Origin of the sequence: Actinomadura sediminis (assembly GCF_042675525.1) — a bacterium.
In the GTDB taxonomy this organism is placed as follows: Bacteria; Actinomycetota; Actinomycetes; order Streptosporangiales; family Streptosporangiaceae; genus Spirillospora; species Spirillospora sediminis.
Genome location: NZ_JBHTJA010000013.1, coordinates 47372 through 67084 on the forward strand (window position 1 = coordinate 47372; position 19713 = coordinate 67084).

At 73.1% G+C, this 19713-nt stretch carries 21 protein-coding genes; 14 read left to right on the forward strand and 7 right to left on the reverse strand.

The features are described 5' to 3' along the window. Nucleotides 1-28: 28 nt before the first annotated feature. Together ACFQ11_RS09975 and ACFQ11_RS09980 are read right to left on the reverse strand one after the other, a co-directional pair. Nucleotides 29-898 carry a crotonase/enoyl-CoA hydratase family protein gene (locus ACFQ11_RS09975; RefSeq protein ID WP_378297716.1) on the reverse strand — a complete coding sequence of 290 codons (870 nt, stop codon included), beginning with the start codon at nt 896-898 and terminating at the stop codon, nt 29-31. Between the two features lie 46 nt (nt 899-944). Next, entirely contained in the window at nt 945-1274 is a 330-nt protein-coding gene (locus ACFQ11_RS09980) for a hypothetical protein (protein ID WP_378297717.1), read from the reverse strand. A gap of 103 nt (nt 1275-1377) precedes the next feature. Here ACFQ11_RS09980 and ACFQ11_RS09985 point away from each other — a divergent pair, with 103 nt between their 5' ends. Together ACFQ11_RS09985 and ACFQ11_RS09990 are read left to right on the forward strand one after the other, a co-directional pair. Further along, complete coding sequence (locus tag ACFQ11_RS09985) at nt 1378-2184, forward strand: class I SAM-dependent methyltransferase (protein ID WP_378297718.1); 807 nt, start codon at nt 1378-1380, stop codon at nt 2182-2184. Nucleotides 2185-2215: 31 nt separating this feature from the next. Then, on the forward strand, nt 2216-2854 hold the full coding sequence (locus ACFQ11_RS09990) for a cysteine--tRNA ligase (protein ID WP_378297719.1): 639 nt from the start codon (nt 2216-2218) through the stop codon (nt 2852-2854). Here the strand turns inward: ACFQ11_RS09990 and ACFQ11_RS09995 are convergent. Further along, nucleotides 2847-5066, reverse strand: a complete 2220-nt coding sequence (locus ACFQ11_RS09995) for a glycohydrolase toxin TNT-related protein (RefSeq protein WP_378297720.1) — start codon at nt 5064-5066, stop codon at nt 2847-2849. The genes ACFQ11_RS09990 and ACFQ11_RS09995 overlap by 8 nt on opposite strands. Between ACFQ11_RS09995 and ACFQ11_RS10000 the strand changes: the two genes are divergently transcribed. Together ACFQ11_RS10000 and ACFQ11_RS10005 are read left to right on the forward strand one after the other, a co-directional pair. After that, nucleotides 5065-5595 (forward strand): NADAR family protein, encoded by a 531-nt coding sequence (locus tag ACFQ11_RS10000; protein WP_378297721.1) that lies wholly within the window; start codon nt 5065-5067, stop codon nt 5593-5595. The genes ACFQ11_RS09995 and ACFQ11_RS10000 overlap by 2 nt on opposite strands. A gap of 132 nt (nt 5596-5727) precedes the next feature. Next, on the forward strand, nt 5728-7380 hold the full coding sequence (locus ACFQ11_RS10005) for a serine/threonine-protein kinase (RefSeq protein ID WP_378297722.1): 1653 nt from the start codon (nt 5728-5730) through the stop codon (nt 7378-7380). Here ACFQ11_RS10005 and ACFQ11_RS10010 read toward each other — a convergent pair. Then, nucleotides 7320-7838 (reverse strand): hotdog family protein, encoded by a 519-nt coding sequence (locus ACFQ11_RS10010; RefSeq protein WP_378297723.1) that lies wholly within the window; start codon nt 7836-7838, stop codon nt 7320-7322. The genes ACFQ11_RS10005 and ACFQ11_RS10010 overlap by 61 nt on opposite strands. Nucleotides 7839-8387: 549 nt before the next feature. On the opposite strand from ACFQ11_RS10010, the gene ACFQ11_RS10015 reads away from it, so the two are divergent. Beyond that, nucleotides 8388-8750: an RNHCP domain-containing protein gene (locus tag ACFQ11_RS10015; protein WP_378297724.1), complete on the forward strand. Its 363-nt coding sequence runs from the start codon at nt 8388-8390 to the stop codon at nt 8748-8750. A 16-nt stretch (nt 8751-8766) separates the two neighbouring features. Next, nucleotides 8767-9198 carry an RNHCP domain-containing protein gene (locus tag ACFQ11_RS10020; RefSeq protein ID WP_378297725.1) on the forward strand — a complete coding sequence of 144 codons (432 nt, stop codon included), beginning with the start codon at nt 8767-8769 and terminating at the stop codon, nt 9196-9198. A gap of 189 nt (nt 9199-9387) precedes the next feature. Here ACFQ11_RS10020 and ACFQ11_RS10025 read toward each other — a convergent pair whose 3' ends face one another. After that, the gene (locus ACFQ11_RS10025) at nt 9388-9513 is read right to left on the reverse strand and encodes a hypothetical protein (protein ID WP_378297726.1); all 126 of its coding nucleotides are present in this window, start codon (nt 9511-9513) and stop codon (nt 9388-9390) included. 11 nt (nt 9514-9524) lie between these two features. Continuing rightward, on the reverse strand, nt 9525-9800 hold the full coding sequence (locus ACFQ11_RS10030) for a hypothetical protein (protein ID WP_378297727.1): 276 nt from the start codon (nt 9798-9800) through the stop codon (nt 9525-9527). 161 nt (nt 9801-9961) lie between these two features. On the opposite strand from ACFQ11_RS10030, the gene ACFQ11_RS10035 reads away from it, so the two are divergent. The 8 genes from ACFQ11_RS10035 (at nt 9962) to ACFQ11_RS10070 (ending at nt 18349) form a co-directional block, all read left to right on the forward strand. Next, nucleotides 9962-10255 (forward strand): winged helix-turn-helix domain-containing protein, encoded by a 294-nt coding sequence (locus tag ACFQ11_RS10035; protein ID WP_378297728.1) that lies wholly within the window; start codon nt 9962-9964, stop codon nt 10253-10255. Between the two features lie 215 nt (nt 10256-10470). Beyond that, the gene (locus tag ACFQ11_RS10040; RefSeq protein ID WP_378297729.1) at nt 10471-11064 is read left to right on the forward strand and encodes a hypothetical protein; all 594 of its coding nucleotides are present in this window, start codon (nt 10471-10473) and stop codon (nt 11062-11064) included. A 323-nt stretch (nt 11065-11387) separates the two neighbouring features. Continuing rightward, entirely contained in the window at nt 11388-11918 is a 531-nt protein-coding gene (locus ACFQ11_RS10045; RefSeq protein ID WP_378297730.1) for a hypothetical protein, read from the forward strand. After that, nucleotides 11918-13705, forward strand: coding sequence for a serine/threonine-protein kinase (locus ACFQ11_RS10050; RefSeq protein ID WP_378297731.1), 1788 nt, complete (start codon nt 11918-11920; stop codon nt 13703-13705). The genes ACFQ11_RS10045 and ACFQ11_RS10050 overlap by 1 nt, the downstream gene beginning before the upstream one ends. Nucleotides 13706-14048: 343 nt before the next feature. Continuing rightward, nucleotides 14049-15500: a hypothetical protein gene (locus tag ACFQ11_RS10055; protein WP_378297732.1), complete on the forward strand. Its 1452-nt coding sequence runs from the start codon at nt 14049-14051 to the stop codon at nt 15498-15500. Nucleotides 15501-15548: 48 nt separating this feature from the next. After that, nucleotides 15549-16295 (forward strand): hypothetical protein, encoded by a 747-nt coding sequence (locus ACFQ11_RS10060; RefSeq protein WP_378297733.1) that lies wholly within the window; start codon nt 15549-15551, stop codon nt 16293-16295. Nucleotides 16296-16518: 223 nt separating this feature from the next. Next, complete coding sequence (locus ACFQ11_RS10065; protein WP_378297734.1) at nt 16519-17094, forward strand: TetR/AcrR family transcriptional regulator; 576 nt, start codon at nt 16519-16521, stop codon at nt 17092-17094. A gap of 73 nt (nt 17095-17167) precedes the next feature. After that, the gene (locus ACFQ11_RS10070; protein ID WP_378297735.1) at nt 17168-18349 is read left to right on the forward strand and encodes a Cmx/CmrA family chloramphenicol efflux MFS transporter; all 1182 of its coding nucleotides are present in this window, start codon (nt 17168-17170) and stop codon (nt 18347-18349) included. Here the strand turns inward: ACFQ11_RS10070 and ACFQ11_RS10075 are convergent, their stop codons facing one another. Next, nucleotides 18350-19561 (reverse strand): hypothetical protein, encoded by a 1212-nt coding sequence (locus ACFQ11_RS10075; RefSeq protein ID WP_378297736.1) that lies wholly within the window; start codon nt 19559-19561, stop codon nt 18350-18352. Nucleotides 19562-19713: the final 152 nt, after the last annotated feature.

Here is a 19713-nt window from a genome sequence, read left to right on the forward strand (position 1 = left end):
CCCGGACGCGGGCCCGGCGGGGGGCGCGTCAGCGGACGGGCCAGTCGGGGACCTCGGGCGGGAGGTCCTCGGTCACCTTCAGCGGGAACTCGGCGGGGCGCTTCTCGAGGAAGGACGTGACGCCCTCGGCCGCGTCGCCCGCGCCGCCGAGGGCGGCCATCAGGCGGGAGTCGGCGATGTGCGCGTCCCACGGGGACGGCGCGGAGAGGCCGGACCACATCAGCCGGCGGATCGCGGCGACGGACACGGCCGAGGTGTTGTCGGCGATCTCGCGGGCGAGCGCGTACGCGGCGGGCAGCAGCTCGTCCGGCGGGAGGACGCGCGAGACGAGCCGCCCGGCGAGGGCCTCGTCGGCGGTGAAGACGCGGCCGGTCGCGGCCCACTCCATGGCCTGCGAGATGCCGACGATGCGGGGCAGGAACCAGCTCGACGCGGCCTCGGTGACGATGCCGCGGCGGGCGAACACGAACCCGAACTTGGCCTTCTCGCTGGCGAGGCGGACGTCCATGGGCAGCGTCATGGTGACGCCGACGCCGACGGCCGCGCCGTTGAAGGCGCCGATGACGGGCTTGAGGCAGCGCGCGACGCGCAGCGCGACGGTGCCGCCGCCGTCGCGGGGCGTGCCGTCCTCGAGGAGGTCGTCGCCGGCGAACATCTCCTTCGACTGCTCCCGGTCGAAGGTGCCGCCGCCGGTGCTGAGGTCGGCGCCCGCGCAGAACGCCCGGCCCGCGCCCGTCACCACGACCGCGCGGACGGCGTCGTCGGCGTCGATCCGGTCGAACGCGTCGAGCATCTCGTTGCGCATGGTGAACGTGTAGGCGTTCATGTGGTCCGGACGGTTCAGGGTGATCGTGGCGATCCCGTCCGCGACCTCGTACTCGATCTCTTCGTACGGCACTCGCGACCCCTCTCTCGTTTAGAACGAGATTCTAGAGGGCGCCCGGTCAGGCGCCCGCCTCGGGGAACAGGGCGACGACGATGTCGCGGCGCCACTCGCCCGGGTCCCGGTCCGGCGCGGGCGGGACGGGCGTGAGCGCGTCCCCGGCGGGCCGCAGCCGGACGACGACGTCCGGGGCGAGCGTCACCTCGGCGGGCACCTCGGGGGCGGCCGCTACCCGCCCGGCCAGCGCGCCGAGGACGCGCGCCCAGCCGTGCCCGAGGTAGGGCGGGAGGCCGGAGACGGCCAGTTCGGGACGGCCGCGGGCGGACAGCCCCACGGTGCGCAGGGACAGGCCGTCGGGGCCCTCGGCGCCGGTGATGCGGACCTCGCTCATGTCCGCACCGTACGGGGCGGCCGGGCGTGAGACGGATCACCCCCGGCCGTCCGCACCCCGCAACCGACCGTGTAAGCAATGCTTTGTCCGATATTTTGTGACAGTGAACTGGGCCGTGACGACGTACGACTCCGCCTTCGGGTACGTCTCCGCGCACGGCGCGCCCCTGGTGGACCTGCTCGACCCGCAGCCCGGCGAGCGGATCATCGACCTCGGGTGCGGCACCGGAATGTTCAGCGCGGAGATCGCCGAGCGGGGCGCCGACGTGCTCGGCATCGACGGCAGCCCCGAGATGGTCGCGCAGGCCGCCGCCCTCCACCCCGGGCTGTCGTTCATCGTCGGCGACGCGCACGACTTCACGGTCGGCGAGTCGTTCGACGCGGTGGCGTCCAACGCGGCCCTGCACTGGATGACCCGCGACCCGGACGCCGTGATCGGGCAGGTGCACGCCGCGCTGCGGCCCGGCGGCCGGTTCGTCGGCGAGCTCGGCGGCGCGGGCAACTGCGCGGAGCTCATCGCCGCGATGCAGACGGCGTGGCGCGTGTTCGGGCTCGGCGAACCCGAACTGCCCTGGTACTTCCCGACCCCCGCCGAGTACGCGTCCAAGCTGGAGGACGCGGGGTTCACGCTGCGGCTGCTGGAGCACGCCGACCGCCCCACCCGGATGGTCGAGGGACCCGACGGCGCCGCCGACTGGATCCGCGCCTACGCGGGCCGCGCGCTCGACGCCGTCCCGCCCGAACTGGTCGAGCCGCTGCTCACCCGCGTCAACGACCTCGCCGCGCCCGCGCTGCGCCGCGAGTCCGGCTGGGTCGCCGACTACGTGCGGCTGCGGTTCGCGGCCGTCCGCAAGCCGGACGGCGCCCCGCACGTCCCCGGCGGCCCGCCGCCGACCGACCCACCCCTCTGACCTGGGGAGAGCCGGGACGTAGGGTGTGATCATGCGGCTCTACGACCACCGAACGGGACGGGTGGCGGACCTGCCGCCCGGCCCGCTGCGGATCCACCTGCACGGCGGCGGGGCGCGCGCCCTCGTCACCGCCGACCTGCTGCGCCGGCTCGCCGAACGGGCCCGCCGCCCCGCCCGCGTCACGCGGGCCCCGTCCGTCGCGCCGGACGGCTGCACGTTCGACGACCTGCGCGTCCCCGACTTCGAGGTCGCGGACGCCGCGCCCGAGGGCGCGGTGCTGATCGGCCCGACGCCCGCACCCGGGTTCTCGCTCGTCGTCTTCTCCGACGGGCGCGTGCCCGGCGACCCGCTCGCCGTCCGGTTCGCGCTGCTGCGCGCCCGCTACCGCGACCCGGTGCTCGTCGACGTCGCCCGCGCCCGCGCCGACCTCGACCGCTGGCGCTCGCGCGTCGCCGACTGGGCCACCGCCCCCGGCCGTCCCATGGACCGCCGCCACGCCGCCGAGGCCGAGGAGGCCCTCGCCGACGACCTCGACGGCCCGCGCGCCCTCGCCGTCCTCGAACGGCTCGCCGCCGACCCCGAAGTCCCGCCCGGCGCGAAGCTCGAGACGATCGTCCACCTCGACCTGATCCTCGGCCTCGACCTCGTCTCGGCGATCGGCGCTAGGTGATCTCGATGAGGGCGCCGTCGGCGAGCAGCGCGGAGATCGGCCGGGCGAACAGGTAGGCGGTGCCGCCGCCCGGCTGGTCGAACCACGGCACGGCCGTCCCCGTCAGCGCCTCCAGCGGGCGCCGCAGCCGGTAGGCGTGGTACGGCCGCCGCTCCCAGTCGGGCGGCAGCGAGCGCCGCGCGAACGGGGTGCGGGCCGCGTACGTCATGTTCCCGGACGGCGGGCCGTACCGGTCGACCTCGGTGCCGGCGGCCAGCCGCGTGCGGTGCCGGTCGCGCAGCAGCGTCAGCGGCGGCTCCCCGTCGAGGGGGTCGATCGGCCCCGCCCGGCGCGGCGTCATCAGCAGGCTGCCCAGCAGGTACGCGGCGGCCTGCGCGGGGTCGTCGAACGCCGCCGCGCCCTGCCGCTCGCCGCCGTCCGCCCGGTACACCGCCCAGCGGCCGCCGTCGTAGCGCAGGCACCAGGCGCCGTCCGCGTCGCCGCGGATCCGGTACTCGCCGGGGTCGATGCCGAGGTCGTCCAGGCGGGACCGGAGCGTGACGGCCCACTCCTCCTCGACCCGCGTGCCCGGCCCGGACGGCGCCGCGGGCCGGACGTCGGCCGGTTCGACCGTCGTGCGCGGCGGCGCGGGCGGGACGTCCGCGGGCTCGACGGTCGTCCGCGGCGGGACGGGCGCCTCGCCGGTCCCGCGGTACGCGCCGAGGGCCTCGGCCGCCGTGTACGGGGCGGTGTCGCCGGGGCGGGGGCCGGTGTCGCCGGGGCCGGGCGGCGGGGGCTCCACGACCGTGCGGGGGCTCGCCCCGGTGTCGCGGCCGGTGACGGACGCGCCCGCCGCGTCCATCGCGTCGTCGTCCACCGGCGGCACCCGGAACCCCTGCGCGCGGGCGTGCGCGACCAGGTCCGGCTCCGGCGGCACCCCGTGTTCCCGCAGGTAGTAGCCCACCGCGCCCGACCACACCCACGTGCCGTCGGTGTGGAAGGTCAGCGGGACGCGGTCCCCGCGCGACGGGTCGAGACGGTCGGGGGCGCTCGACCGCGCCGCCATGACCAGCGGCGCACCGCTCAGGTACTCGGCGAGCGGCCCGGCCTCCTCCGGCGGGACGGGCGGCCGCGACACGGCGGGGCGCCCGTCCGCCGGGTCGACCCGGTCGAAGATGCGGGCCCGCCGCAGCCCGCCCGGCGCGCGCCGCTCCGGCCCGTCCGGCGGGACGAACCGGGTCGCGGGGGCGGGCGCGGGTCCGAGCAGCCGCGCCATCCACTCCGGGACGTTCTCGCGCGGGAACCGTTCGAGTTCCCGCCGGACGTCGTCGGCGGACGGCGCGGCGTTCCACTGCGGCTCGTCGTCGAACGTGAACGACGCCCGGCACCGCACGCCGCCGTCCTCGTACAGCACCTCGAAGTCGATCCGCGTCCAGGTGGACCCCTGGAACCCGTGCGTCCCCGCCCGGAGCCGGTCGAGGACGCGGGCCGCGGCGGCGGGCGGCGTCCACGTCGACATCGTCCCGTCCGCCTTGTAGCACATCATCGGCGGGAACTCGACGTGCCCGCCGGCCGCCTGGTAGTAGCCGAACACCTTCTGCCACAGCGGCGGCGCCTTGTCCGCGACGAGCACGCTCAGCGGCCCCGACAGGACCTCCGCCTGCTCCACCGGGTTCAGCGGCCCGGGAACCGGCCCGCCGTCGTCGCCGGACGGTTCCCGGTCGTCCAGCCGGGCCGCCAGCCACGCCGGCATGTGCGCGCCCTCGCGCGGCATGACGATCTGGTCGCGGCGCCAGCAGTCCACCGGGATCGGCGGATCCCACTCCGGGTCGAAGTCGTAGTTGTAGAGCGGCCGCGCGTGGCCGGGCTCGACGATGAGCGTCATCGAGAACCAGGTGCCCTGCTCGGACAGGTAGTGGGCGCGGCGCAGGTCCAGCAGCGCGCCGGTCAGCTCCTGCGGGACGCCGTCCGCGGGCGTCACCGTCCTGCCGTCGCCGGTCAGCACGGTCAGCGCCACGTCGCTCACCGCGATCGTCGCGAGGCAGTGCAGGTCGATGCGGCGCCACCCGGGCGGAGCCAGGTCCCGCACCAGCCGGACGACCCGGCCCTCCAGCTCCGCGATGCGATCCCGCTGCTGCGTCACGGCGCAATCCCCCTCGATCTCCTCTCCACGAAGATTAGCCAGGAATACCGGATTGCGGCCCATCGCGGCGTTCGGCAGGCTCGGGCGCATGACGACCATGGAAGAGTTGCTCGACCTGGAAGCCCGCGGGGAACTGCCGGAGTTCGTCCTGTTCTGGGGCGGCCCGGAGCCGAAGGGGCAGCTCAGCCAGTGGCTCCATGCCCCGTTCACCGTCGACGGCGTCGAGTACGTCACCGCCGAGCACTACATGATGGCCGAGAAGGCCCGGCTGTTCGGCGACCGGCGGGCCGAGTCCCGCATCCTCGCGAACCCGTCCCCGGCGATCGCGAAGAGCATCGGACGCGAGGTCCGCGGCTTCGACGAGGACACGTGGGCCGCGCACCGGTACGACATCGTCGTCCGCGGCAGCAAGGCCAAGTTCGCCGCGCACGAGCACCTGCGCGAGTACCTGGCGTCCACCCGCGGGAAGGTCCTCGTGGAGGCCAGCCCGGAGGACTTCGTCTGGGGCATCGGCCTCGACGAGCACCGGCCCGAGGCGCGGCGCCCGTCCCGGTGGAAGGGCCTGAACCTGCTCGGCTTCGCCCTGATGGAAGCCCGCGAAGCCCTCACCCGACCTTAAGATCATTTCGATGGTCCGCCGGGTCGCCACGAGGCCGGGAGGACCTCCAAGGTCATGTCCGTGCGGCCGCCGTCCCGCGCGCGTCCGTGCCGGGACGCGGCCGCACGCATCGAAATGATGAGGAACACGGCGTTGTCCAGTGACGATCTCGCGCCCGGGACGGCGCCGCTGCGGCCGTCCGACCCCGTGTCCATCGGCCCGTACCGGCTGGAGGGCCGCCTCGGATCCGGCGGGCAGGGCACCGTCTACCGGGGCGTCGGCGACGACGGCCGCCGGACCGCGATCAAGCTCCTGCACGAGCACCTCATCACCGACGCGACCGCCCGGAGCCGGTTCCTCGACGAGGTCGAGATCACCAAGCGCGTCGCGCCGTTCTGCACCGCGCAGGTCCTCCGCACGGGCGTCGAGGACGGCCGGCCCTACATCGTCAGCGAGTTCATCGACGGCCCCTCCCTGCAGGACTCGGTCGCCCGCCGCGGGCCGCGCACCGGCGCCGCCCTCGAACGCCTCGCCCACAACACCGTCACCGCGCTGGCCGCGATCCACCGCGCGGGCGTCGTCCACCGGGACTTCAAGCCCGCGAACGTCCTGCTCGGCCCGGACGGCCCGGTCGTCATCGACTTCGGCATCGCCCGCGCCCTCGACCTCAGCCGGTCCCACAACAGCGCCGTGATCGGCACCCCCGGCTACACCGCCCCCGAGCACCTGCGCGGCGAGCGGGCCGGGCCCGAGGCCGACATGTTCGCGTGGGGCGCCACGATCCACTTCGCGGCCCTCGGCCGCAGGACGTTCGGCGGCACGAGCGTCGCGACGATCATGCACGCGGTCCTGCACGAGGAACCCGACCTCACCGGCCTCGAACCGTCGCTCGCCGAGGTCGTCCGGGCCTGCCTGCACAAGGACCCCGCGCGCCGCCCCACCGCGCACCAGGTCGCCGAACGCCTCCGCGACCTCCCCGGCCCCGTCTGGCACCCCGGCGCCCCGCCCGCCGGAGCCCCCACGCGTCCGGACGCCGCCGCGGCCGAGCGGACCGCGGCGCCGGAACCCTCCCGGAAACCGGGTCGGCGCGGGATCCGGGTCGCGGCGGCAGCGGCGGCGGTCGCGCTGGTCGCGGGCGCCGCCTACGCGATCGCCCCGGCGCTGAAGGGCGAGGAAGCGTCGAACGCCTCGGAAGGCCCGACCGAGGCCGCCCGCACGAACGCCGCTCCCGCCCCTCCCGCCGCGTCGGCCGCACCGCCACCGACGCGATCGTCGAAGGCGTCCCCGACGGCGCGGGAGAACACGCCGAACGCGACCAGGCCGTCCACCCGGCGCGCGAACCGCACGACACCGAGCCTGCCCTTCTCGGGCCCGAACCTGCACTGCGGCTCGTGGCGGTCGGCCGTCCACGGTTCACCGCTCCAGGTGAGGGCCTGCACGCGCCTGAACGTTGCCGGCACGTCGGCCACGTTCGGCATGCAGGTCAAGAACACGGGCAACGAGCAACTGAACGTGGTCGCGCTGGTCAAGTACCACGACGGCGCGACGAAGAACTGCCCGCAGCGCTCGTCCCCGTGGAGGGGCATCAGCCTCGCGCCCCGAGGTTCATGGTGGAGCGACATGGGCCAGTGCTCCGTGTCCGGCCTCACGGGAGCCTCCTTCCAGGGCGCCGCCTGGGCGATGGCGGACCCGAACGGAACGACCGACCCGCAGCTCGGCACGGTCAAGTACTCGCCGAACATCCACTACAACGCCGACGGCGAGCCGCTCTGCCGGACGTCCGACGGGAAATGGCCGCCCTGCTGACCCGCTCCGGCGGCCTCTTCGACGAAGAAGGCGATCCAGTCGGCGATCATCACGGGCGCGTCGGCGCCCTCGACCTCCAGGACGTTCCGGGTGAGGACCCGCGTGCGTCCCGGCCCCCTCTCCCGGACGTCCGTCAACGTCGCCCGCACCCGGACCCGCCGGCCGCTCCGCACCGGCCTCAGGAACCGCACCCGGTCGACCCCGTAGTTCAGGCCGGACGCTCCACCGAAATCCAGTTCGCGCTTGTGGAACGCCACGAGCATCGACAGCAGCAGGAACCCGGAGATCGGCCGCTCCCCGTCCGGATCCCGGCCGGACGGCGGCCGCCCGAGGAACTCCTCCCGCAGCAACGTCGCGTGCCCGAACGCCTCCTCGTCCGCGGCGTCGAGACGGACCCACTCCGAGCAGAAGAGCTCCGCACCGACCAAGCCGGGAAGCTCCGCGAGCGAGATGGCCATGGGGGCGCCCTTCCGTGTGCGTCCGACGTGCGGGCCGTGCCCTCGATCATCGCCTGACCCGCGATCGACCGCCAACGGCCCGGGGCGACGCCCGCCCCGGCCGCCGCGTCAACGGCCGCCGGCTCGGCGTGACCACCGCGGCCGCCCGCGGACGCCACCACGCGCATACCGCGCCGCACGCGTCCACGGCGCGCGCTCCTGCTCGTGGGTCGCTGGATCTTCGCTGCTCACGAGGGCGAACGGGCGGCCGATAAATCGCTGGCACCCGCCGTGGAGCCGTTGTTACTCTGACCGTCGTTACGTCGATCCTGTCTGGGCTCACGGGCCCTAGAAAAGAGACTTTGTGTCCCGGCCAGCGCCGAGCGCGCCTCACCGCACCGCCTGACCGTTTCGTCATGCCGTCCGCCCCGGACGGCGACCGGACGTGAGCCTCCGGTGCCATAGCCCAGTCCATGCCCGCATGCGCGACGCACGGGCCCGGACGCCTGATCGAGGCCGCTCGGCCTGCTCTTGCTGTCATCACAGACTTCTCAGCAAGGAGCATTCCGGGTGTCACGAAGCACTCCGCACAGCACCCTGACCGGAACGTTCGCCTGCGTACGGTGCGGCCTGACCGTGTCCGACGTGGCCGGCGACGGCACGCGGCGCAATCACTGCCCCTCGTGCCTGCACTCCCGGCACGTTCTCGACCACGTCGAGGGCGGCCCGAGCGACTGCCGGGGCCGGATGTCGCCGATCGCCATCGCCGTCCTCCGCACCGGCGACTGGATGATCATCCACCGTTGCGCGCTGTGCGACGAGCTGACGTCCAACCCCATCTGCGCGGACGACAACCAGCTCATCCTCATGCGCATGGCCGTGCGGCCACTGGCACAGCCGCCGTTCCCGCTCGAAGTATTCGCCGACCTGTGAGAGGAGCAGACCGACCATGCCGAGACGGGTGAGGAACCAGGGCGGACGCGCGCAGGCCGGACGGCGTCCGCAGCGGCACAAGGACGTCCTCCACAGCCAGGGAGGACACCGGGCGAACGCCTTCCGTTGCGCGGGCTGCCGGCTGGAGGTGTCGCCGGACGCGCCGGGCACCACGCACCGCAACCACTGCCCGAACTGCCTGACCAGCCTGCACGTCGACCGGCGGGTCCCCGGCGACCGGGACGCGGACTGCCGCGGCCGGATGGAGCCGCTGAGCGTATCGGTACGGCCCGACGGCGAGTGGATGATCATTCACCAGTGCCTGTCGTGCGGTGAACTCAGCGCCAACCGGATCACCGGCGACGACAACGCACTGGCCCTGGTACGCCTGGCCCTCAAACCGCTACGGGACACCGGCATCGCCCATCGCATGCTCCTCGCACTGTGACCCGGCGACCACCCACCCCCGGCGGCCCGTAGCGCCCCCAGCGGGCCGAACTCCCAACACCGAGTTCGGCCCGCTTCCCCTGCCTCCCGGCTGGACGTTCGGTGCCTCTCCCCTACCGGAACCATCCGGGGACCGCGACCGCCTCGCCGGAGAGCGCCCCGGCCGCCGCAGCGGCGCGGACCTAGGACCTCAGAACGCGCGGCGGTGCCTGCCCTGGTAGCGGGGTCGCCGCCGGTCCAGGACCGCCGCCATCGCCACCGTGCCCGCGACCGAACACGCCAGGACGACCATCCCGCACAGCACAAGCGCGGCCAACGTCGCCCCCATCACGCCGCGCCCCCGGACGTCAGGAACCGCAGCCGCTCCCGAGCACCGCCCGGGTCCCCCGACCGCAGCGGGAATTCGCACCACACTCGGTCTTGCCGGACTGTCTCGCGAACACACGCGTCCACATCCGGCCCGTAGACCGCCGCCTCCAGCCCGGCCGCCCGCTCCCGATCGGTCAGCCGATGCCGGACGTGCGCCGTCCAGAACTTGCCGCACTCGTCGTAGACCGGCTCCTCCCACCGCGCGGACGCACGAGCCGTAGTCTTCTCTGCCATGGGGCGACTCCTTCGCAGTCGTCTCTAGGCCCCGGCCGCGACGTGCCAGCGTCGCCCGGGGCCGACTTGTGTCACCAGCACCCCCACCATAGGCAACCTACGCAGCTTACGCAGCCTAAGCGTCCTAAGAAGCATGCGCAGGCTAGGCATAGATTCGGATCATGGTCGAGCTCGACGGCGACGCCCCGCTCCGCGAACAACTCGCAGACCTGGTCGAGGCGCGCATTAAGGACGGGACGTACCCGCCCAAGTCGGCCATCCCGTCCGGCGCCGAGCTCGCCGCGGAATGCGATGTGTCTCCGCGGACCGCGACCGAGGCCGTCAAGATCCTCAAGGCGCGCGGCCTCGTCCGCGGCGTTCCGGGGAAGGCCGTAATCGTCAAGGCGGACGCACTGGACGTGCTGAACAACGCCGATCGCGCATCCAGCAATGGGAACAAGTCGGGCGGCAAGTAACTCGACGTGCCACCTTTGGTCCATCCCGCCGCCCTTGTCGCTCGACGGGGGACGTCCCTTGCCTCGGGGTAACGCGGGCTCGGCAGGCCGTGGCGGGCAGCGCACACCCGTCCCGGGCGGCCCCCAAGGCTGACGAATCCCTTTTCCGTCCCCGGCGGCATCTGTAAGCTTTCGCCGTACTCCGCCCCGCTGTCGGACGACGAACAGGGATGGCGATGCGCGCCCGGTTGGTACGTTCCCCCGCCTGGACGGTACGCCGCGCCGCCCCGGCGGCGTGCGCCTCGATCGTCCTCGTGCTCACGGGCTGCGGGACGTCCGGCTCGTCCGGCGGCCAACTCGACCCGAGCGGCACCTTCGCCACCGGCCCCGCGTCCGCCCCGACGTCCGCCGCGCCCGCCCCCTCGGCCGTCCCGACCGCCCAGCTCTACAAGACCGTCCTCGACCGGTACCGCGAGTACCAGAAGGTCTACAAGCAGGCGTACGAGAAGAACGACGCGTCCGAACTCGCGTCCGTCGCGATGGACCCGCTCCTCGCCGAGGTCACCGACGACATCGAGGCGACCGAGGCCGAAGGCGAGATCTGGCGGTTCACGAACACGCACAACCCGCGCGTGTACGCCAAGTCGACCGACAGCACGAAGGTGTACGTCATCGACTGCGTCCGGACTCTCGCCGGCTACCGCTACTCCGCGACGACCGGCGAACGCCTCGGCGGCGGCCCCGGCGGCGCGTACCTCTACCGCTCGACCGTCCAGTGGGACTCCGGAACCTGGAAGGTCGCCGCGTCCGTCCGGGACCGCGCATGCTGACCGCCCGCGCCGCCGCACCCGGCACAGCCACCACCGCCACGTCCAACGAAGGACACGCGATGTCACCGAACCCCTCGTCCCGTCGCCCGCACCGCCGACGCCGCACCGTCAAGGCCGTCCTCACCGCCACGGCCCTCACCACCCCGCTCATCGCGACCCCACCGGCCCACGCCGCACCGTGCCGCCCCGGGGCAGGCGGATCGACAGGGATGAGCTGTAGTTGGACCGGCGGGGGTGGAGGAAGCACCGGAGGAGGCGGACACTCGGGTGGCGAAGGATCCAGTAACAGCGCAGGTCCCTTGGCACCTCCCGACCCAGAGGGCTTGGCCGACAATCAAGCCAACGATGTCGTACCGGTGCCTCAAGGCGGCGAAGCGCCGGCCCCGGCGGCACCGGCCACCGCGGAACTCGTCCAGCAAGCCTTTAGCTCGGTGGCGTTTCCCGCACCGGTCGTCCACACGTCGCCCGAAGGCAGGACGTACGTGCGCATGCGCACGTCCTTGTGGGTCGACGGCTTCGAGACCTTCAAGACCGATCCGATCGGCGGTGCGGGGCAGACGGTCCAGGGAACGGCAACACCGGTATCGGTGACCTGGAACCTGGGTGAGGGCAGGCTCGTTTGCGACGACGCCGGCAGCCGAGATGGCCGAACCTGCCAGTACACCTACAAACGATCGTCTGCCGGGCGACCCGGTGGCGCCTACAGCATCACCGCCACCATCACGTGGCAACTGACTTGGGCCTGTGATGGCGCGGAGTGCGATGCGGCTTCCGGAACTCTTCCCGACCAGAGCATGACCTCTGCGCCGACTCCCCTCGTCGTCGGCGAAATCCAGACGAACACAGGAAGTTAATGCCGCACGGGTGGAGTCTGCCGGGATATGTCGAGGTCGCAGAACTAGGAGCGGGAGCCCAAGGCCAGGTCGTCCTCGCCCGGCATGAGGCCGGCGGCATTCCAGTCGCCATCAAGTATCTCGCACCTGCGCTCCTAGCCGATGCGGCGGCCAGGGACACCTTCCGCCGCGAGGCGGACGTACTCCGGCGGGTGACCGACCCGCACGTAGCTCAACTCTTGTATTACGTGGAGTGGCCCGAGGGTGCCGCGATCATCATGGAGGCGGTTCCCGGCCGGTCGCTGCGTAGGGTCCTGGACGAGCGCAGCGAACCGCTCGCCCCTGAGGGCGCGCTGACCGTCCTGAAGGGTTCGCTGCTGGGGTTGGCGGCTGCTCATGGCGCGGGCGTCGTCCATCGTGACTACAAACCCGCGAACGTCCTCGTGCAGGACGACGGGCAGAGCAAGCTGATCGACTTCGGTATCGCAGTCCTCTCCGGCCAGGGAGACAAGAGCGGCACACCTGCGTACATGGCGCCGGAGCAGTGGAACGGCGAACCGGCGACGCCCGCGACCGACATCTACGCGGCGACGTGCGTCTTCGTCGAGTGCGTCACCGGGAAGAAGCCGTTCCAGGGAACGACCATTGACGAGCTGCGCACCAAGCACATCGAGAAGCGCCCGTCGCTGGATCGGGTGCCCGAGCCGCTCCATCCCTTGATCGAGCGCGGCATGGCCAAGGACCCGTCCGAGCGCATCTGGAACGCGGTCGAGTTCGTGGACGAACTCGAAGCCATTGCCGTCCGCACGTACGGACCTGACTGGGAACGCCGAGGGATCATTGCGCTCGGAGCGTTGGCCGCACTTGTCGGGACGGCCGTCCCGCTGACCTTGTTCGGTGGTGCTCTCCTGGCCCCCGGCGCGTCCGGGGTAGGGGCCGGAGTCGGTACTGGAGCCGCCGCTTCGAGTGCGGCCGGGCAGGCGGCCTCGGCCGGATACGTTCAAGGAGCCGCAACGGCGGATGTCGTCGCCAAAGCGGCCGGTTCCACATCCAAGGGCTTTCTGGCCAAGGTGGGCGGCGGCAAGGGCATCGCCGGCATCGGGACGGCGGGCGCGGGAGCCGTCATCGCCGGCTGGCTGTTCTGGCCGTCGCCTCCGGACGCCGGAGGCGTGAGCCATGGAGCGGTGCACGGATATTTCACCAAGCCCGGAGTGCTCGTCGGCTTGCCGAATATGCCGGCGTCCGAAACACCCTGGATGGACCTGAAGCTGTCGGTGACGCCCGCCAAGGCCAAACCCGGGACGCAGGTCAGGGTCGTCGTTCAGTTCCGTGCCCGAACCCCGTGGGGCGGGGCCTACCTTCCCGATGGGCGGCGGCAATGCTACGGGGAGAACTCGAACCGTCCCGACGTCGAACGTGAGTACACCTTCGGATTCGGCGGTGGTCATGTCGAATCAGACGGGGACGAGAGCACCACGATCCTGGCGTTCTACCCCTCTCCCCCGGCAAAACGCGACAAGCCTCCTAAGAACACAAATGCGATCACGATTCCCGCAATTAGCAAGGTAGCCGGGGAGGCGCAACCCTATGTTCCCGCTCAATGCGCATACATGAGCAAGTGGACAGAGACCCGAACCGTTACCTTGCCGGGCCCGAAAAGGCTGCCGCCGGGCAGGTACCTCGTCGGTCCTTCCGTGCCGGTCCAGCTCGGCGATACAACCCTCGAAGGGGAGCCGATCGCGCCGGAGGCGGCCGGGGCGGTTACCGAAGGGCGATTGCCCGTGCTGGAGGTGCTGGAGGACGGCTGAGGCCGGGGGTTCGGTCTGGTTCGGCGGGGCGGGCCGAGGAGGCGATTCGGGTTCCCGGCAAGGGCAAGACAGGCATCCAGGGCATCGAGGGGCCGCTGCTATGATCGCCGCCATTGCGCGGGGTTGTGGCGGCGTCACTCAAGGATCATCGCCGGACGGATCGGCGATCCGCTCTTCTTCCCCCCGTCCCCCGCGCCGCGGCTCGTCGCCGACAATCGCATAGGAGACCGGCCGCCCGGTGGTCCGTGCGCGGCGCGCCCGCGGGGTCGCGGTGGTCTCCGTCCGTCGCACGTCCAGAGTTAGGTTCCCGGTGTTGCTCTCCCCCAGGTTCGGCCGTCGTCCGGTGGCAGGCTCGGTGCGGGCCGCCGTGCGGGGCAACCGGCTGTTCTCGGCGGTGCTGCTGGCCGGGGTGCTGCTCCGGGTGGTGACGATGCTCGGGTTCCCGCCGGCGCTCTGGTTCAACGACAGTTACGACTTCCTGCGGATCGCGAACGACCCGTTCCCGCACCAGTTGCGGCCGTCCGGGTACGGGTTGTTCCTGTGGCTGCTGAGGCCGTTCCACAGCCTGGCGCTCGTGACGGCCTTGCAGCATGCGGCGGTCGTGGGGATCGCGGTGCTGGGCTACCGGATGCTGGTCCGGGACTTCGAGGTGCGGCGGCACTGGGCGGCGCTGGCGGTGGCGCCGGTGCTGCTGGACGCCTTCCAGATCGAGCTCGAGCATCTGCTGCTGTCGGACACGCTGTTCACGGTGCTGGTGTTCGGGGCGATGCTGCTGATGGCGCGGCCGGGGGCGACGGGGTGGCGGCGGGCCGCGGTGGTGGGCGCGCTGCTGGGGCTGGCGTCGGTGACGCGGACGGTCGGGGTGCCGCTGTTCGTGATCGTGGTGCTGTACCTGCTGCTGCGGCGGACGCGGTGGACGGCGTACGTGGCGCTCGGCGCGGCGTTCGCCGTTCCGCTGGGGAGCTACGCGACGTGGTACGGGTCGGAGCACGGCCGGTTCGGGATGAGCGGCGTGGACGGGATCTTCCTGTGGGGGCGGACGGCGGCGTTCGCCGACTGCGACGCGCACCGGCCGCCGCCGGATCTGGCGCGGCTGTGCCCGTACGGGGCGCCGGACGATCGGCCCGCGTCGTCGCACCAGATCTGGGAGGCGAACTCGCCGACCGGGTGGACGGACGGGGAGCCGTTCCCGGCGGAGACGAACGCGCTGGCGCAGCGGTTCGCGATGTGGGCGATCATGAATCAGCCGCTCGACTACGTGCGGGTGGTGGCGTACGACTTCTTCGTCCGGACGTTCGCGTGGGATCGCGACCGGTACCCGACGGTGGGGACGGAGGCCCGGTACCACTTCCCGACCGAGACGCGGGAGCACCGGGATCTGCCGGTGATCGGCGGGGGGCGTCGGACGGACGTCGTCCGCGAGTACGCGCACGGGTCCGGGGAGACGCGGATCGTGGGCCCGTACGCGGACGTCATGCGCTGGTACCAGGAGCATGTGCGGGTGCCGGGGACGGTGCTGGGCGTCGTGCTGCTGGCGGGCGCGGCGGGCCTGCTGTGGCGGCGGGCGCGCCCGCGGACGTTCCTGTTCTGGGCGTCGGCGGTGACGCTGCTGGCGGTGCCGCCGATCACCGTGGACTTCGACTACCGGTACATGCTGCCCGCGATGCCGTTCGCGTGCTTCGCGGCGGCGATGGCGTGGGGACGCGGGCGTCCGGCGGGGCCGTCGCGGCGGGACGGGGAGCCGGACGAGCCGGGGACGGAGCGGGAGCGGGACACCGAACCGGCCCGCACCTGAGTATTTGTACGGATATCGCAGGCGTTTTCGGTCTGCGAGCGTGATGCCGTGCGCCGACTTCTGATCCTTCCGCTCCTGCCCCTGCTCGCCGTGACGTCCTGCGGGCTCACGGTCGCGTCGGCCGAGGAGCAGGCCGACGACGACGCCCGCGCGACCGCCCGCGAGGTCGCGCGGAAGCTGCACCGTGCCGCGGACCGGCCAGCACAGGACATCGGGCATCTCGCGGACGACATCGACGGTGTCGAGGTGCTGCGGCTGCGGCCGGACGGGCGGGCGGGCGCGACGGTCGTCGTCCGCGTGCCCGGGACCGGGACGGAGCCGTGGCCGAATGAGCAGCAGACCGTCACCGTCCGGCGATGCTTCGAGTTGCGGGTCACCGAGAAGACGGACTGGCAGGAGGAACCGGACGGCGTCGAGTGCCCGGCGGGCGCGCCGCTGACGTTCGCGCCGTGGCCGGAGGATCCGGAGATCCCGTCCGTGGAGGAGATCGGGAAGACGCTGCCGCGGGTCCCGGACGGCGGCACGGTGAGCGAGGCGGAGGTGCGGGAGGCGGTCGCGTCCCTCGACCTCGATTCCCGCATCAAAGTGCAGGTGGGGACGGTTCCGACGGTGGACGGCGTGGTCGGCGTCGTCCTGACCGTCAAGCCCTACTTCGGCGACGCGCTCGACTGCACGGTCGCCCGTGTGGCGCCCGGCGGGACGAACGTGTGGATCCCGCCGCGCATCCAGCGGATGCCGGGCGAGGCGGGCTGCGACCTGGGCAACGCGGTGAACCCGCTCCCTCCGCCGCACTGACCGCGGCACCCGTCCGGGCATCTGCCGACATCCCTGCGTTCGGCCTCCGTCCATCCGCCGCCCGCGCCGTCTTCGTCTTCCAGGCTCCGGGCTTCTACCGGCGGCACGGGTTCGTTGAGACCGGACGGACGCGGGGCATTCCGGGCGGGCATGCGGACGTCCACCTCTGGAAGCGCCTCGACGATTTTGGATCAGCCAGTCCATAACGTGCTACGCTCGCCGCATGGCACGACCGCGAATGTTCGAGGAGGGGCGGGCCGTCGAGGCGGCCATGCGGGCGTTCTGGACGAGCGGGTACGACGGGACGTCGACGGCGGAGCTGTGCGAGGCGACGGGGCTCGGGCGCAGCAGCATCTACAACGCGTTCGCGAGCAAGCACGAGCTGTTCGAGAAGGCCCTCGCCCGGTACATGGAGATCAAGACGGGCGGGCTGATCGAGACGCTGGAGGACACCGGGCGGACGGTGCGCGAGCGGCTGCGCGCGGTGCTGGAGAGCGCCGCCGAGGCCGATGACGCCGAGCCGCTCGGGTGCCTGGTCGTGAACTCGATGGTGGAGGTCGCGCCGCGGGACCCGGGGATCGCCGAGATGCTCGAGCGGGACAAGCGGCGGCGGCTGGACGCGCTGCGGGCGGCGATCGAGACCGGCATGTCGTCCGGCGAGATCGACGCCGGGAAGGACGCGGCGGTGCTCGCGGAGTTCGTCACGGCGACGGTCGGCGGCATCCGGGTGGCGGCGCGGGGCGGCGCCGGCCGGGCGACGCTGCTGGCGGTCGCGGCGACCGCGATGGACGCGATCTAGGGCGGCGGCCGGGCACGGCCGCCGTTTTTCGCGGGCCGATTTTAGACTGATCGATTCAGAATGGAGGGCGGTCATGCGACCGGCCGTGTACGTGCTGGGTGCGGCGATCTTCGCGCAGGGGACGTCGGAGCTGATGCTGGCGGGCCTGCTGCCCGCCATGGCGGACGACCTGGGGGTGTCGGTCCCGGACGCGGGCCTGCTGATCTCGGCGTTCGCGATCGGGATGCTCGTGGGGGCGCCGGTGCTGGCCGTCCTCACGCTGCGGTGGCCGCGGCGGCGGGCGCTGCTGGCGTTCCTCGCGGTGTTCGCGCTCGCCCACGTGGTGGGCGCGTTGACGCCCGGGTACTGGGTGCTGTTCGGGACGCGGGTGGTGGGCGCGTTCGTCTACGCCGGGTTCTGGGCGGTCGCGGCGGCGACGGCCATGGAGCTGGTGCCGGCGAACGCGCGGGGACGGGCGATGAGCGTCGTCGCGGGCGGGCTGACGATCGCGACGATCGCGGGGTTGCCCGCGGGGACGGTCGTGGGGCAGCAGTTCGGGTGGCGTGCGGCGTTCTGGGCGGTCGCGGTGATGTCGGTGGTCGCGATGGCGGGGGTCGCCGCGACGATCCCGGGCGGACGGTCCGCGGGCGAGGTCCCGCGGGTGCGGGAGCAGGTGCGCGCCCTGGGCGTCCCGCGGTTGTGGCTCGCGTTCGCGGCGACGTCGCTGGCGACGGGCGGGCTGCTGGTCACGTTCGGCTACCTGGGCGCGATGCTGACGGACACGACCGGGATCGCGGAGGCGTGGGTGCCCGGGGTGCTCGCGCTGTACGGGGCGGGTGCGCTGATCGGGATCACGATCGGTGGACGGACGGCCGACGCGCGGACCGTGCCGACGCTGTACGCGGGGTTCGCCGGGCTCGTCGTCGTGTCGGTGGGACTCGCGCTGGCGATGGAGTCGGCGGTTCCCACGGTCGCGCTCGTGTTCCTGCTGGGGTTCGTCGGGTTCGCGACGAACCCGGCGCTGAACACGCGGGCGTTCGGGATGGTGGACGGTGCGGCCACGCTGGTCGCGGCGGGGAACGTCGCCGCGTTCAACGTCGGGATCACGGCGGGCCCGTGGCTGGGCGGCCTCGCGATCGGCGCGGGCGGCGGGTACGCGTCCACGGCGTGGATCGGCGCGGGCCTGGGCGTTCTCGCGCTCGGTGCGGTCGCGCTGGGCCAGGTGCGGCGCCGGGACGCCGTCGCCGAGCCCGAGCGGGCGCCCGTCCGGGTCTGATCAGTGGCAGGCGCTCGCGGGGAGGCCCCAGAGGGCGCGGCGGCCCGCGTACTCGGCGACCGTCCAGATGCGGCGGGCGCCGCGGTGGCAGGAGAGGTCTTCGGGGCCGTGGGAGATGGTGTGGCGGGTGACGTCGTCCCAGCCGCCGAACAGGTCGGCGCGGGTCACGAGCATCTCGCCGCGCTCGCCGCGGCCGCGGCCGCGGGTGAACCACCAGTAGCCGTTCGTCCGGACGGCGCCCTGGATCTGGTCGTCGGGCATGGACGCGACCAGGCTCGCGCGGGCGACGCCGCCGGACGACACCGGGCCGGCGCCCTCGCGCAGCGGCCAGACCGCGACGCGGCCGCGCGGCTTCTCGTCCTTGCAGTACTCGCCCGCGATGAGGGACGGGGGCCACGCGGTGCGGTCGACGGCGGTCCAGGACGTGCGCAGCGGGCCCTCGCCCCGGCAGGTGCCCGACGGCGCGCGGCCCCCGACGTACCGCCAGGTCGCGACCTGCGGCATCACGTAGCGGTGGCCGTGCCCGTAGTAGGTGCTGCCGTGCAGGCCGACGCGTCCGGGCCGCTTCGTCGAACCGGACTCGCTCGACCCCAGGTCGTAGATCCGCGTCATGTCGAACACGCGGAACCCGCGGGTGGTGTCGGCGACGTAGAGCCGGTTCTCGAACCAGGCGATCCCGCCCGCGTGGATGTCGATGTCGCCGAACGTGGCCCGTCCGCCCTTCTGGACGGGCTGGACGAGCAGGACGTGCCGGTAGGTGCGGCGGTCGGGGTCGACGAACGTGACGCGGACGCTCTCGCCGCCGTGCCACGACACGAGCATCGGGTGGTCGCCGTTCCAGTCCTCGTCGGCGACGGCGTCCGACACGGTGGTGACGCCCTGCGGAACCCAGGTCTTCGTGCGGGAGTCCTTGCGGTCGAAGCAGTACGCGAGGGAGCCGGGCGGCACGGCGGCGGCCTTGCCGCACCGGTCCTTGCCCAGCTTGCGGGCGCCGGACGCGCGCAGCACCGCGTTGACGCCGCTGCGCCGGAGGCGGCCGTCGAGGGCGCGGAGGGCGGAGGCGGAGGTCGCGGCGTGGCGCAGGGCGACGTCGCCGCGGTCGGGGGCGGCCGCCGCGCGGGCGGGGGCGTGGACGGCGCCGGGGACGATCGCGGCCAGCGCCGCCAGTGGGATCCCGGCCGCGCGGGCCGTCGTCGCTCGCTGAAAGATCATCACGTTCGGCAACGTAACCGAGGGCGCGGGCGGCGGGCGGGCGCGACATCACCATGCGGGGGCAACTTTCGGTGCGTTCGGCATTACCCGGGCGCCCGGACGCGGGCGGGCCCGGGGCGCCGCGCGGAGGTCGCGGTGCCCCGGGCCCGCCG